This window comes from Candidatus Arsenophonus triatominarum, assembly GCF_001640365.1.
Lineage (GTDB): Bacteria > Pseudomonadota > Gammaproteobacteria > Enterobacterales > Enterobacteriaceae > Arsenophonus > Arsenophonus triatominarum.
This window is the reverse complement of sequence record NZ_LWMI01000007.1, coordinates 375,460-390,410: the sequence shown is the minus strand read 5'-3', so window position 1 is coordinate 390,410 and position 14,951 is coordinate 375,460. Positions and strand designations below refer to the sequence as shown.

Genomic DNA, 14,951 nt, shown 5'->3' with positions numbered 1-14,951 from the left:
AACTCGTGATATTGACGAGTAACTTATCATTTGGCAATGGCACAATGCCTTTGCTGATGACGTAACATTAACCGCCGCAATGCTTGATCGTTTACTTCATCATTCGCATGTACTGCAATTGAGCGGTGAAAGCTATCGATTGAAAGAAGATTAAGCGGCGCTCAGGAGCAATAACCGAGTAAAACAGTGGATCAATTTCGATTGATCGTATTTAGCTAAAAAGTGGATCAGTTTTGCATGATCGCTGACAGGTGGCCTTAATATTTTAAGCTTAGCGGTTCCCTACTCTCACATGGGGAGACCCCACACTACCATCGGCGCTACGGCATTTCACTTCTGAGTTCGACATGGGGTCAGGTGGGACCACCGCGCTATTGCCGCCAGACAAATTCTTTTTTTTATTTATCCCGTCTCATTTCGCTGCCTTTCAGCCTGCTCACCTACCTCAGTACGCGACCAAGTCTCTGCCATCAGCAAAATTCGACCAGATTCAATCTCTGAACAAGCTAAAATTCTCTCTCTCAAAAACACCTTCGGTGTTGTTAGGTTAAGCCTCTCGGGTCATTAGTACTGGTTAGCTCAACGTATCGCTACGCTTACACACCCAGCCTATCTACGTCCTCGTCTCGAACACCCCTTATAGGACATTTACTGTCAGGGAAGACTCATCTTGAGGCAAGTTTCCCGCTTAGATGCTTTCAGCGGTTATCTCTTCCACACTTAGCTACCAGGCGATGCCATTGGCATGACAACCTGTACACCAGTGGTGCGTCCACTCCGGTCCTCTCGTACTAGGAGCAGCCCCCCTCAATCTTCCTTCGCCCACGACAGATAGGGACCGAACTGTCTCACGACGTTCTAAACCCAGCTCGCGTACCACTTTAAATGGCGAACAGCCATACCCTTGGGACCTACTTCAGCCCCAGGATGTGATGAGCCGACATCGAGGTGCCAAACACCGCCGTCGATATGAACTCTTGGGCGGTATCAGCCTGTTATCCCCGGAGTACCTTTATCCGTTGAGCGATGGCCCTTCCATTCAGAACCACCGGATCACTAAGACCTACTTTCGTACCTGCTCGCGCTGTCACGCTCGCAGTCAAGCTGGCTTATGCCTTTGCACTAACCTCACGATGTCCGACCGTGATTAGCCAACCTTCGTGCTCCTCCGTTACGCTTTGGGAGGAGACCGCCCCAGTCAAACTACCCACCAGACACTGTCCTCAGCCCGGGTTACGGGCCTAAGTTAGAACATCAAACATTAAAGGGTGGTATTTCAACGTCGGCTCCATGCAGACTGGCGTCCACACTTCAAAGCCTCCCACCTATCCTACACATCAAGGCTCAATGTTCAGTGTCAAGCTATAGTAAAGGTTCACGGGGTCTTTCCGTCTTGCCGCGGGTACACTGCATCTTCACAGCGAGTTCAATTTCACTGAGTCTCGGGTGGAGACAGCCTGGCCATCATTACGCCATTCGTGCAGGTCGGAACTTACCCGACAAGGAATTTCGCTACCTTAGGACCGTTATAGTTACGGCCGCCCGTTTACTGGGGCTTCGATCAAGAGCTTCGCCTTACGGCTTACCCCATCAATTAACCTTCCAGCACCGGGCAGGCGTCACACCGTATACGTCCACTTTCGTGTTTGCACAGTGCTGTGTTTTTAATAAACAGTTGCAGCCAGCTGGTATCTTCGACTGGCTTCCGCTCCGGATGCAAGACCCTTCACCTAATGCCAGCGTGCCTTCTCCCGAAGTTACGGCACCATTTTGCCTAGTTCCTTCACCCGAGTTCTCTCAAGCGCCTGAGTATTCTCTACCTAACCACCTGTGTCGGTTTTGGGGTACGATTAATGATTACCTATCGCTTAGAGGCTTTTCCTGGAAGCTGGGCATCAACTACTTCACCACCTTAGTGGCTCGTCATCACGTCTCAGTGTTGTAGCAGTGCGGATTTGCCTGCACTACCCACCTACTCGCTTAAACCGGGACAACCGTCGCCCGGATAGCCTAGCCTTCTCCGTCCCCCCTTCGCAGTAACCCTTAGTACGGGAATATTAACCCGTTTCCCATCGACTACGCTTTTCAGCCTCGCCTTAGGGGTCGACTTACCCTGCCCCGATTAACGTTGGACAGGAACCCTTGGTCTTTCGGCGAGCGGTTTTTCACCCGCTTTATCGTTACTTATGTCAGCATTCGCACTTCTGATACCTCCAGCAGACCTCTCAGTCCACCTTCTACAGCTTACAGAACGCTCCCCTACCCAACAACACCTAAGTGTCGCTGCCGCAGCTTCGGTGCATGGTTTAGCCCCGTTATCTTCCGCGCAGGCCGACTCGACCAGTGAGCTATTACGCTTTCTTTAAATGATGGCTGCTTCTAAGCCAACATCCTGGCTGTCTAAGCCTTCCCACTTCGTTTCCCACTTAACCATGACTTTGGGACCTTAGCTGGCGGTCTGGGTTGTTTCCCTCTTCACGACGGACGTTAGCACCGCCGTGTGTCTCCCGTGATAACATTCTTCGGTATTCGTAGTTTGCATCGGGTTGGTAAGTCGGGATGACCCCCTAGCCGAAACAGTGCTCTACCCCGAAGATGAATTCACGAGGCGCTACCTAAATAGCTTTCGGGGAGAACCAGCTATCTCCCGGTTTGATTGGCCTTTCACCCCCAGCCACAAGTCATCCGCTAATTTTTCAACATTAGTCGGTTCGGTCCTCCAGTTAGTGTTACCCAACCTTCAACCTGCCCATGCTAGATCACCGGGTTTCGGGTCTATACCCTGCAACTTAACGCCCAGTTAAGACTCGGTTTCCCTACGGCTCCCTATGCGGTTAACCTTGCTACAGAATATAAGTCGCTGACCCATTATACAAAAGGTACGCAGTCACACCCTTTCGGATGCTCCTACTGCTTGTACGTACACGGTTTCAGGTTCTATTTCACTCCCCTCACCGGGGTTCTTTTCGCCTTTCCCTCACGGTACTGGTTCACTATCGGTCAGTCAGGAGTATTTAGCCTTGGAGGATGGTCCCCCCATATTCAGACAGGATAACACGTGTCCCGCCCTACTCTTCGAGCTCACAACACTTACCGCTTCAGATACGGGGCTATCACCCTTTATTGCGGGCCTTTCCAGACCCTTCTCCTGCGGTAAATTTTGATGTTGACTCTGGGCTGCTCCCCGTTCGCTCGCCGCTACTGGGGGAATCTCGGTTGATTTCTTTTCCTCGGGTACTGAGATGTTTCAGTTCCCCCGGTTCGCCTCATTTGACTATGGATTCATCAAACGATAGTGCATCAATGCACTGGGTTTCCCCATTCGGACATCGCCGGCTAGTACGCTTCATATCAGCTTACCGACGCTTTTCGCAGATTAGCACGTCCTTCATCGCCTCTGACTGCCTAGGCATCCACCGTGTACGCTTAATTCGCTTAACCTCACAACCCGAAGGTGTCTTACGCTGCCTTTTTGCTAGGTTATGGGCACCTCTCCACCCATTCTTTATTGGGCAGTGCTCGCTGTGCGCTGGCCGTCTCGAATGGCTGACTGCTCGCTCATAACGCTTTCATCATGACAACAAAAACCCAACTGATTGGAGTTTTGAGAGTTCTCCACACTATTTTTCAATAATGTGTGTTTCAATTTTCAGCTTGTTCCAGATTGTTAAAGAGCATTATTATTCGCAGCATACTGTTGCCAGCCTGCTCTGAATAACTTTTTATCTATATTTTATCTTGCAATATGGTGGAGCTAAGCGGGATCGAACCGCTGACTTCCTGCGTGCAAAGCAGGCGCTCTCCCAGCTGAGCTATAGCCCCATTAAGATTGTCGTATCATTACACCTTCCTGCTAACCTTACCTTTCAGCCACATCCATCAGCAATGTTGGTAGGCCTGAGTGGACTTGAACCACCGACCTCACACCCTTATCAGGGGTGCGCTCTAACCACCTGAGCTACAAGCCTAATGATACCTTCTGCTCAATCTTCATCAGACAATCTGTGTGAACACTCACATTCCATCTATCTAGGTAAGGAGGTGATCCAACCGCAGGTTCCCCTACGGTTACCTTGTTACGACTTCACCCCAGTCATGAATCACAAAGTGGTAAGCGCCATCCAAAAGGTTAAGCTACCTACTTCTTTTGCAACCCACTCCCATGGTGTGACGGGCGGTGTGTACAAGGCCCGGGAACGGATTCACCGCGACATGCTGATCCGCGATTACTAGCGATTCCGACTTCATGGAGTCGAGTTGCAGACTCCAATCCGGACTTTGACGTACTTTCTGAGTTCCGCTTCCCCTCGCAGGCTCGCCTCTCTCTGTATACGCCATTGTAGCACGTGTGTAGCCCTACTCGTAAGGGCCATGATGACTTGACGTCATCCCCACCTTCCTCCGGTTTATCACCGGCAGTCTCCTTTGAGTTCCCGACCGAATCGCTGGCAACAAAGGATAAGGGTTGCGCTCGTTGCGGGACTTAACCCAACATTTCACAACACGAGCTGACGACAGCCATGCAGCACCTGTCTCAGCGCTCCCGAAGGCACACCTCTATCTCTAAAGGCTTCGCTGGATGTCAAGAGTAGGTAAGGTTCTTCGCGTTGCATCGAATTAAACCACATGCTCCACCGCTTGTGCGGGCCCCCGTCAATTCATTTGAGTTTTAACCTTGCGGCCGTACTCCCCAGGCGGTCGATTTAACGCGTTAGCTCCGGAGGCCACAGTTCTAGACCACAACCTCCAAATCGACATCGTTTACAGCGTGGACTACCAGGGTATCTAATCCTGTTTGCTCCCCACGCTTTCGCACATGAGCGTCAGTCTTTGTCCAGGGAGCCGCCTTCGCCACCGGTATTCCTCCACATCTCTACGCATTTCACCGCTACACATGGAATTCTACCCCCCTCTACAAGACTCTAGCTAACCAGTCTTGAATGCCATTCCCAGGTTAAGCCCGGGGATTTCACATCCAACTTAATTAACCGCCTGCGTGCCCTTTACGCCCAGTAATTTCGATTAACGCTCGCACCCTCCGTATTACCGCGGCTGCTGGCACGGAGTTAGCCGGTGCTTCTTCTGTCGCTAACGTCAATTGCTAAGGCTATTAACCTTAACACCTTCCTCACGACTGAAAGTACTTTACAACCCGAAGGCCTTCTTCATACACGCGGCATGGCTGCATCAGGCTTGCGCCCATTGTGCAATATTCCCCACTGCTGCCTCCCGTAGGAGTCTGAGCCGTGTCTCAGTCCCAGTGTGGCTGATCATCCTCTCAGACCAGCTAGAGATCGTCGCCTAGGTGAGCCTTTACCCCACCTACTAGCTAATCTCATATGGGTTCATCCGAAGGTGTGAGGCCATAATGGTCCCCCACTTTGCTCCTTAGAGATTATGCGGTATTAGCCACCGTTTCCAGTGGTTATCCCCCGCCTTCGGCCAGATCCCCATACCTTACTCACCCGTCCGCCGCTCGCCGGCAAGGAAGCAAGCTTCCTTCCGCTGCCGCTCGACTTGCATGTGTTAGGCCTGCCGCCAGCGTTCAATCTGAGCCATGATCAAACTCTTCAATTAAAAGCTTGATGCTCAAAGAATGTTTTACTGACCGTAACGCGCTTTTGTTCAACTCGCTTTGCCGGTGTTCTACCACCTTCGCCGTTGCCTACCAAAATAACGTTACTGCATATTAGTTCATATATGAATTAACTGTTTTGTCACTCTTCAAGACTTTAAAATCAAATATTTTTTGATGATGTCTTGCGAGTGCCCACACAGATTGTCTGATTAATTGTTAAAGAGCGTGCGACCTAGGCAGCGAGGTGGCGTATATTACGTTTTTCACCTTAATTTTCCTTTACGCTTTTATTCATCAATTGATGAGTAAATTGCGTTAACGGGAGGGCATTATAGATTGATTTTAGCTTTGTACAAGTACTTTTTTGAAAAAAATAAATTTGCTTTATTTATGAACAATACTGTTATTTTTTTATTGCCGATTTTTTATCTTATTAGGTAAATCTACCAGGCTATTTATAATCCAATCAGCAGACTTCTTATCATCTTCAGTGACAGATTTTCCTGTAGTTACCAATACATTAGTGCCAATATGCGCTTCTTTACCGGCTTGCATATCAGAAAGCTTATCGCCCACCATGTAAGAGGTCTTCATATTAATATTAAGTTGTTTTTGCGCTGCCAATAGCATACCGGCTTTCGGCTTACGGCAATCGCATATTTGTTTATATTTTTGTTCAATTGCATCAGGATGATGAGGGCAATAATAAATACCATCAAGCTCAACGCCACGATCAATAAGAGACCAATCCATCCATTCAGTCAGTTCAAGAAATTGTGCTTCTGTGAATAATCCTTTTGCAATACCTGATTGATTAGTAACAAGAATCAATGCATATCCCATTTTTTTTAATTCAAGCATTGCTTCAATTGAGCCTTCGATAAACTGAAAATTATCTATTTCATAAACATAACCATGATCGAGGTTAATAGTACCATCACGATCGAGGAAAATTGCCGGAATACTTTGACTCACCACATTACTCCATTAAATTTAACTTTGTTCATTATATGAAAAGCAGCTAAATAAGAACAAGAGTCGTATTTATATTTTTGTTGACTTAGACGTCTAGACACCTTAACATCCGTGTTAAATATAGTCGAATTTTCTCACCACACTATTTCCATTATTTAGTAGATCACAATAATGATAAGATTTTCTAACATTAATAAAATTTTTCACCAAGGAGCACATGCAATTCACGCATTAACCAATATTAATCTGCATGTTCCTCAAGGCCAAATTTACGGAGTTATCGGTGCTTCCGGTGCCGGAAAAAGTACACTAATTCGTTGCGTCAATATGCTTGAGCGCCCAACGACAGGTGATGTATTGATTGATGGGCAGGTGTTGACAGATCTTTCTGAAAAAGAATTAATCTTAACTCGTCGTACTATCGGTATGATTTTCCAACATTTCAATCTACTTTCATCACGCAATGTTTTCGATAATATTGCCTTACCTCTAGAACTAGATAACACGCCAAAAGCCGAGATCCATCAACGTGTAACAGAGTTATTAAAGCTAGTCGATTTAGCAAATAAAAAAGATGCCTATCCAGCCAGTCTATCTGGAGGACAGAAGCAACGCGTTGCTATAGCTCGCGCTTTAGCCAATTCGCCTAAAATATTATTATGTGATGAAGCGACAAGTGCATTAGATCCAGCAACAACCCGTTCTATTCTTGAGCTATTAAAAGATATTAATCGACGTTTAGGTTTAACCATCTTACTTATTACTCACGAAATGGACGTTGTAAAACGTATATGCGATCAAGTCGCGATTATCAGTGAAGGGCGTTTAATAGAACAAGATAGCGTTAGTGAGGTATTTTCTCATCCTAAGACACCAATTGCGCAAAATTTTATTAAATCAACATTCGTATTAGATATTCCTGAAGATTATCAAACGCGTTTGCAGATGGTGCCAGCGCCAGATTTATCGCCATTATTGAAATTGGAATTTACCGGTAAGTCAGTCGATGCACCATTAATTTCAATGGTTGTTAGAAAATTTAATATCGACATCAATATATTGAGCACCCAAATTGATTACGCCGGTGGTGTTAAATTTGGTTTTATGCTTGCTGAATTTCATGGTCTTGACGAAGGTATTGAAAAATCAATTACTTTTTTAGAAGAGCACCATGTAAAAGTGGAGATCTTAGGTTATGTCTGAAAAAACGATCATTCTGCTACTAAATGGTACGTTAGATACACTTATCATGACTTTTGTGTCGGGATTTTTGGGGTTTTTATTAGGGCTTCCTAGTGGCATATTACTTTATGTGACCCGCCCCGGACAAGTTATGGAAAATCTTACCCTTTATCGAATAGTGTCTGCATTGGTTAATGTGTTTCGTTCCATTCCATTTATTATTTTATTGGTTTGGATTATTCCATTAACTAAATTAATTGTCGGCACATCTATCGGTATTCAGGCCGCGATCGTTCCGTTAACTATTGGTGCAGCACCTTTCATTGCCCGTATGGTTGAAAATACGCTGTTAGAGATCCCCAATGGCTTAATTGAAGCTGCTCGCTCAATGGGCGCAACGCCACTACAAATCATTGGTAAAATTCTGTTACCTGAATCTTTACCCGGTTTAGTCAACGCAGCGACCATTACTTTAATTATGTTAATAGGTTACTCTGTAATGGGCGGCGCAGTGGGTTCTGGTGGACTGGGTCAGATTGCTATGCAATACGGCTATTATACCTATAACCCTACTGTTATGAATACGGTTCTTGTTTTACTGATTATTTTAGTTTTTGCTATTCAATTTGTTGGTAATCACGTAATGAAAAAAACACGTAAATAACCTGAGTTCGGGATAAGAAATAAAGTGAAAGTCTTGCTATTCAAATAGTTGAATGCGCATATTTCGTTAAAAAACTCTAACAATCTGGTTAAAGAGTATAGCATTGTTAAACAATGATGGAAAATCTTACTGAACTTTATTGCCTGATGGATGATTTTTGTAAAGACTTCGAGCCAAAAATGCATGAAATTTTGCCGAATAACGGTAGTAAGCGTCGTAGACGGTCTACTCAGCTTTCATTGGCTGAAATGATGACACTGGTTGTTTTGTTTCATCAACTCCGATTCAGCCAATTCAAGGTATTTTATCTCTATTATGTCCGTTTATATCTCAAGAAGGAATTTCCTAACTTGCCATCATATTCACGCTGCGTAGAGTTACTTCCGCGCAGTGCCTTAGCTTTAACGGCACTGTTTGAGTCAAATAAGGGAAAGTGCACAGGTCTGTCGGTTGCCGATTCTACTCCGATAGCTGTGTGTGATAACTTACGGATCCGCCGGCATAAAGTCTTCGATGGGATAGCTGAACGAGGAAAAACCTCAACAGGTTGGTTCTTTGGTTTCAAACTTCATGTAATTATCAATCATTTGGGGGAAATACTCAGTTTTCGACTTACACCAGGAAACACAGATGATCGGAAACCATTACCTAAACTGATAAAAGATCTTTCTGGTTGTTTGTATGCGGATAAAGGGTATTTATCGGCTTCACTGAAACAGCAACTGAAAACAATGGGAATTAACCTTATAACGAATATCAAGAAGAAAATGAAGCCTGTTGAACAGACTTGTTTCGACAAAGCCATCTTGCGTCATCGTTCTGTCATTGAAACGGTATTTGATGAGTTAAAAAATCTTTGTCAGATAGCGCATACGCGGCACCGCTCTCCTGCTAACTTTGTAGTGAATTTATTAGCAGGGCTGGTTGCATATTGTTTAATTCCATCTAAACCAAAGATACCGGTGGCAGGAACATATCTTCAAGCATAATTGATAATGCTTATCCCGAACTCAGGTTAAATAAAATTATTGCTTAAAAAGCACTAAGATTTAGTCTTATTAGAGGTAATTATGTCTATCAAAATAAAAACTAGCACCGCTGTTGCAGCACTATTAAGCATATTAGTTTTTAGTGGCTGTGGTGAAAAAACAGAAAAACCTAATCACATCAAAGTTGGTGTCATTATGGGGAAAGAGTTAGCAGTGGCTGAAGTCGCACAAAAAGTCGCCAAAGAAAAATATCAGTTAGATGTTGAATTAGTTACCTTTAATGATTTTGTACTGCCAAATGAATCCCTGGACAAAGGCGATATTGATCTTAATGTATTTCAACATAAACCTTATTTAGAGCAACAAATTAAAGATCGCAATTATAAATTAGTCGCTGTTGGAAACACCTTTATTTATCCTATTGCGGCTTATTCTAAAAAAATTAAATCTGTTGAACAACTACCCGATGGCGCCCAAATCGCGATCCCGAATGATCCTACCAATTTAGGACGTTCACTATTATTGCTACAAAAACAAGGGCTAATCAGAGTAAATGCCAGTGCCGGTTTACAACCCACTATATTGGATATCACCGAAAATCCAAAAAAGCTGAACTTTATTGAACTTGAAGCACCGCAATTACCCCGTAGTTTAGATGATCCGAAAATTGCACTAGCGATTATTAATTCAATTTGGGCTAGTAGCGCCGAACCTAAATTAACGCCTGCAAAAGATGGATTGTTCGTAGAGGACAAAAATTCACCTTATGTAAATCTCATTGCGAGTCGTGAAGATAATAAAGATAATGAAAATGTGAAAAAGTTTGTTAAAGCCTATCAATCCGCAGAAGTAGCTGAAGCAGCCAATAAAATTTTTGACGGTGGTGCTATTCCTGGCTGGTGATCGCTTTTTCAAAAAAAATTACATTATAATAAAACCAGCGAATTATATTCGCTGGTTTTATTATAAATTTTATACAGTCAATTGTTTCTATTATTATGGCTAAAACTGATTTGTAATTCTATTTGATTTCTTTAATAAGGAATTTATATGCGCCTATTACTCTGTTGTCTTACACTCTGTATCTCAGGCTGTAATTTACTTTCTCCAGCTGAATATAATAAACCAGATAACTCGCTAAAAAATCCAAAAAATGCTATCAATAAAATATCATCACAACAGGCAATAGCGGTAAAAATTTTTGATAAAACAGAAGCGTTACTGGGTAAACCATTTAAGGATCTGGGTATTGTTTCCGGTATTTCATGCCAACCTAATCGACAAGATCCAAGTGTGAGTATTCCCGTAGCGAAAAAAAACATGCTGAAAAAGGCCTCTTCTCTCGGCGCGAATGGCGTGTTATTGCACCGTTGTGAAATAATTAGTACACCAGATTGTTATCAAGCTGCTATTTGTGAAGGTTCTGCCCTAAAAATTATTAATGAATAATTTTCAATTTAACGTGATTGGGGTGATAGAATCACCTTATAAAGAAAAATTTTGCCATCCCGAGACAACCAGGCTTAATTGATGATGGACAGGGTTATTTGCGCCTATTTCCGCCTTATAATCATCCTGATGCTGTTCGTGGATTAGAACAATTTGGGTTATTTTCATTTTTCATCAAACCATGCCTGAAGGTTGGCGTCCATTAGTAAGGCCTCCCCGTTTAGGTGGTAATACCAAAATGGGTGTTTTCGCCACTCGTTCTTTTCGTCCTAATCCAATAGGTATGTCATTAATAGAATTGAAAAATTTAATTATCCGTGATAACGAAGTAGGTTTAGCTTTAGGTAGTATGGATTTAGTTGATGGCACCCCTGTTATTGATATAAAACCCTATCTGCCGTTTGCGGAATCTTTACCAAAAGCGGTTGCTGGATTTGCCCAACACCGGCCAGTGAAATGAAAAGTGGGTTTTTCAGCTACTGCCCAAAAACAGCTGATTGAGCAACAAACCCGCTATCCTTTCCTTGAGCGTTTTATCCATCAAGTTTTAGCGCAAGATCCACGTCCAGCTTATAAAAAAAGCCAAACTGACGAAAAAATCTACGCCGTTCATTTGCTTGATATTAATGTTAGATGGCAGGTTTCAGCAAATATCACTGCCGTTCTCGCTATAGATAAGCTAAAAAATTAAGTTATCTCTTTAGACATTAGCAACTCGCTGGTAGACTAGGGGATTAATGGTTGGTTAATACCAACTGGAAGTAATTCGTTGTTGATGGAAGCTAATAATGCGTACAAGCCAATATCTTCTCTCTACTTTAAAAGAAACTCCCGCCGACGCTGAAGTTATCAGTCATAAGCTAATGCTTCGCGCAGGTATGATCCGTAAACTTGCTTCAGGGCTATATGACTGGCTACCAACCGGTGTTCGTGTGCTGCGCAAAGTTGAGAACATTATTCGTGAAGAAATGAATCGCGCGGGTGCAATTGAGATTTCCATGCCGATAGTTCAGCCAGCAGATTTATGGCAAGAAAGTGGGCGTTGGGAGCAATATGGTCCAGAGTTACTTCGTTTTGTTGATCGTGGTGAACGACCTTTTGTGTTGGGCCCGACTCATGAAGAGGTAATTACCGATCTTATTCGTAATGAAGTGACTTCTTATAAGCAGCTGCCGTTAAACCTTTACCAAATCCAAACAAAATTTCGTGATGAAGTAAGGCCACGTTTTGGTGTGATGCGCTCCCGTGAGTTTATTATGAAAGACGCTTATTCTTTTCATACCGATCAAAACTCGCTACAACAAACTTACGATGCAATGTACAAAGCATATAGTACAATCTTTACCCGTATTGGCTTCAATTTTAGGGCAGTACAAGCAGATACTGGCTCTATTGGTGGCAATGCTTCGCATGAATTTCAGGTATTAGCTGATAGTGGTGAAGATAATATTGTTTTTTCTACCGCTTCAGATTATGCCGCTAATATTGAGCTGGCAGAGGCAATTTGTCTTACGGAAGAACGTGCTGTATCAGCTGAAAATATGCGTCTCATCGATACCCCTGACGCCAAAACTATTGCCGAGCTAGTTAATCAATATAATTTACCTATTGAAAAAACAGTTAAAACCCTAATTGTCAGTGCAGTAAAAGAGAGTGGTCATCAGCTTGTTGCCTTATTGATCCGTGGTGATCATGAATTAAATGAGATCAAAGCAGAAAAACATCCTCTGGTTGCAAGTCCACTGAAATTCGCAACAGAAGAAGAAATACGTGCAATCCTGCATGCAGGTCCTGGTTCATTAGGCCCTGTTAACTTGCCAATACCAGCAATTATCGACCGCAGCGTTGCCGTGATGAGTGATTTTAGTGCCGGCGCCAATATTGATCATAAACACTATTTTGGTATCAATTGGCAACGGGATCTACCTTTACCCGACGTTTATGATCTACGCAATGTAGTCGAAGGCGATCCTAGTCCAGATGGTAAAGGAACTGTTCAAATTAAACGTGGAATTGAAGTTGGCCACATTTTTCAACTAGGAACCAAATATTCTGAAGCAATGAAGGCCAGCGTTCAAAATGAAGATGGCCATAATCAAACGGTAACGATGGGATGTTATGGTATCGGTGTCACGCGGATTGTAGCAGCAGCAATTGAACAGAGCCATGATGATAAAGGAATTATTTGGTCTGATGCGATCGCACCTTTCCAAGTTGCTATTTTACCAATGAATATGCATAATTCCTATCGCGTTAAAGAAGTTGCTGAAAAACTTTACTGTGATTTGCAAGCCAATGGTATTGATGTCATTTTTGATGATCGCAAAGAACGGCCTGGTGTGATGTTTGCTAATATGGAGCTTATTGGAATACCTCATACCATCGTGATCGGTGATCGTAATTTAGATGACAACAAGGTTGAATATAAACAGCGGCGAGATAATGAGAAAGAATTTATTGATCTTGCTGAGATAGTTGATTTTCTAAAAACAAAACTTAACTAATCAGCCTTATTGATGCAAAATGCCCTGCTAAAAATAGCTGGGCATTTCATATATCTGATAATTAGTGAGAGTGACAAGTACGCAATTTATCAAATTTAATCTCGCCGGTCTGGATCAATGTTGCATCAAACAATCCATCTTCCATTGATGGGCGGATGGTGTAATAGCCCTCAACTTCGACATAAACAGGTTTACCCGCTTGAATACCGGTTGCCAGATATCCCTTTTCTAAATCGATATTACTCACACTGTAAGTACGTCCACTTTTACACTCTTTAAATAATGCCGCGTCAGCGATATAGCTATATTCCCCGCTCTTTTTATCTGGCTTTACTTGCTCTAAGGTATAATTTAAATTACTTTCTATTCGATTTCCTTCCTGATCGAGATATTCTATTTTTTTACCATCAATGCTAGGTTGAAAATAGGTTTTTTGCTCATCAGAATCAATCAAAAAGAATTTAGTGCCTTTTTTAGTCCAATTTCCTGTAGTAAAAAAAGTATTTTTTTGTTCTTCCTTACCCAAATAGGTTAATTGCTCAATAAATTTACCATTCGGATTGAAAAGAACTGTTGTTTCAATACCTGAACAATCTGCACAAGGGAGTACGCCAGTATAAATTTTATCCATTATTTGGCTTTGTGATTGTGGCAATTTATGCTCGCAGCCAGCAAGGATCATAGCACTCATTGTGAGCAATATATTCAATACTTTTCGCTTCATTATCCGCTCCAAAATCCATTCGATAAAATAGATCTATTACAATAACATTTGGTTATTTTCGCCAAATCATTTTACCTAGTTACACAATATTTAAAACCATTTATTGATTTTCATTACATACAATAAATATTAGCAAGCGTAGCTAATTTTTCTCTCTTCGGTTGAAAAAAAGTATGGTGCTATTATGTGCTTTAAGAAGTAAATGCTTATAATTACAAATATTCAAAGGCGGCAAATAACCGCCACTTAACAATAGTGGTGAGGGATTATCCACGAGTTTCGCACCAATAAAAAAACGCTCTATTTTTAAGTTTAATTCAGCATAATATATAAATAGACAAAATCTTATAAATTAAAAGCAACTTATTGTAATTTAAACAAATTTATACGTTTTAGTAACTTACAAATTAACCATTGCTTTTAAGCCATTTCTGGAATTTTATATGCCTGTGCGAAACTCGTGATTATGTCTATAGCTAGGCGACTTAATTTTGATTACAAGGTGTGTTATGAGTTATACAATTGATTTTCGACGTAAAGTAATATCTGTAAGGAAAGCCGAAGGTTTAACAATTCGAGAAACTGCGAAACAATTCCGTATTGGAAAAGCGTCTTTAGTACGTTGGCTTAAACGACCAGAGCCAAAAAATTCAACGCCACGTAAGAGGAAGCTCGATAAAAATGCTTTAGCAAAAGATGTGGAACAGTATCCAGATGCTTACCAAAAGGAACGGGCAGAGCGATTCGGTGTTTGTAAAAAGACTATTTGGCAATCCCTTAAAAAGCTGGGATTAACCTATAAAAAAAACTCTATTCCATCCAAAAACCAACGAAAGCGACAGGCTGGCACTGTAGTGGCATACTAAATTTGGCCACCTAAGTTGAG

9 protein-coding genes, 2 tRNA genes, 3 rRNA genes and 2 pseudogenes are annotated in these 14,951 nt (G+C 42.5%); 9 read left to right on the top strand and 7 right to left on the bottom strand.

From position 1 onward, the window contains the following. Positions 1 to 154 (top strand): annotated as a pseudogene (locus AYJ55_RS25300) (ATP-binding protein); the annotation flags it as partial. 115 nt (positions 155 to 269) lie between these two features. Here AYJ55_RS25300 and rrf read toward each other — a convergent pair. The 6 genes from rrf to gmhB form a co-directional block, all read right to left on the bottom strand. Continuing rightward, positions 270 to 385, bottom strand: a 5S ribosomal RNA gene (rrf, locus tag AYJ55_RS07165). A 158-nt stretch (positions 386 to 543) separates the two neighbouring features. Continuing rightward, a 23S ribosomal RNA gene (locus tag AYJ55_RS07160) occupies positions 544 to 3,441 on the bottom strand. 305 nt (positions 3,442 to 3,746) lie between these two features. Then, positions 3,747 to 3,822: transfer RNA gene (locus AYJ55_RS07155), tRNA-Ala, on the bottom strand. A 67-nt stretch (positions 3,823 to 3,889) separates the two neighbouring features. Continuing rightward, positions 3,890 to 3,968 (bottom strand) — tRNA-Ile (locus tag AYJ55_RS07150). 66 nt (positions 3,969 to 4,034) lie between these two features. After that, positions 4,035 to 5,577: ribosomal RNA gene (locus AYJ55_RS07145) — 16S ribosomal RNA — on the bottom strand. The 16S, 23S and 5S rRNA genes sit together here with 2 tRNA genes alongside, the layout of an rRNA operon. A 412-nt stretch (positions 5,578 to 5,989) precedes the next feature. Further along, positions 5,990 to 6,553: a D-glycero-beta-D-manno-heptose 1,7-bisphosphate 7-phosphatase gene (gene gmhB, locus AYJ55_RS07140; protein ID WP_063655164.1), complete on the bottom strand. Its 564-nt coding sequence runs from the start codon at positions 6,551 to 6,553 to the stop codon at positions 5,990 to 5,992. A gap of 171 nt (positions 6,554 to 6,724) precedes the next feature. Here gmhB and metN point away from each other — a divergent pair, with 171 nt between their 5' ends. The 7 genes and pseudogenes from metN to proS all read left to right on the top strand — a co-directional run bounded on the left by metN (position 6,725) and on the right by proS (position 13,341). Further along, positions 6,725 to 7,756 (top strand): methionine ABC transporter ATP-binding protein MetN, encoded by a 1,032-nt coding sequence (metN, locus tag AYJ55_RS07135; RefSeq protein WP_063655122.1) that lies wholly within the window; start codon positions 6,725 to 6,727, stop codon positions 7,754 to 7,756. Beyond that, positions 7,749 to 8,399: a methionine ABC transporter permease MetI gene (gene metI / locus AYJ55_RS07130; protein WP_063655120.1), complete on the top strand. Its 651-nt coding sequence runs from the start codon at positions 7,749 to 7,751 to the stop codon at positions 8,397 to 8,399. The genes metN and metI overlap by 8 nt, the downstream gene beginning before the upstream one ends. Before the next feature lie 116 nt (positions 8,400 to 8,515). Next, complete coding sequence (locus tag AYJ55_RS07125) at positions 8,516 to 9,388, top strand: IS982 family transposase (protein ID WP_063655162.1); 873 nt, start codon at positions 8,516 to 8,518, stop codon at positions 9,386 to 9,388. Positions 9,389 to 9,469: 81 nt separating this feature from the next. Beyond that, on the top strand, positions 9,470 to 10,291 hold the full coding sequence (locus AYJ55_RS07120) for a MetQ/NlpA family lipoprotein (RefSeq protein ID WP_063655118.1): 822 nt from the start codon (positions 9,470 to 9,472) through the stop codon (positions 10,289 to 10,291). 147 nt (positions 10,292 to 10,438) lie between these two features. Beyond that, entirely contained in the window at positions 10,439 to 10,837 is a 399-nt protein-coding gene (gene rcsF / locus AYJ55_RS07115) for an Rcs stress response system protein RcsF (protein WP_063655116.1), read from the top strand. Continuing rightward, positions 10,830 to 11,528 (top strand): annotated as a pseudogene (tsaA, locus tag AYJ55_RS07110) (tRNA (N6-threonylcarbamoyladenosine(37)-N6)-methyltransferase TrmO). The gene rcsF and the pseudogene tsaA overlap by 8 nt, the downstream one beginning before the upstream one ends. Before the next feature lie 97 nt (positions 11,529 to 11,625). Continuing rightward, positions 11,626 to 13,341, top strand: a complete 1,716-nt coding sequence (gene proS, locus AYJ55_RS07105; RefSeq protein WP_063655115.1) for a proline--tRNA ligase — start codon at positions 11,626 to 11,628, stop codon at positions 13,339 to 13,341. A 61-nt stretch (positions 13,342 to 13,402) separates the two neighbouring features. On the opposite strand, the gene AYJ55_RS07100 is transcribed toward proS, so the two are convergent. Next, positions 13,403 to 14,065 carry a copper resistance protein NlpE N-terminal domain-containing protein gene (locus AYJ55_RS07100; protein ID WP_063655113.1) on the bottom strand — a complete coding sequence of 221 codons (663 nt, stop codon included), beginning with the start codon at positions 14,063 to 14,065 and terminating at the stop codon, positions 13,403 to 13,405. A gap of 509 nt (positions 14,066 to 14,574) precedes the next feature. Between AYJ55_RS07100 and AYJ55_RS07095 the strand changes: the two genes are divergently transcribed. Further along, positions 14,575 to 14,931: an IS630 transposase-related protein gene (locus AYJ55_RS07095; RefSeq protein WP_063655111.1), complete on the top strand. Its 357-nt coding sequence runs from the start codon at positions 14,575 to 14,577 to the stop codon at positions 14,929 to 14,931. Positions 14,932 to 14,951 lie beyond the last annotated feature (20 nt).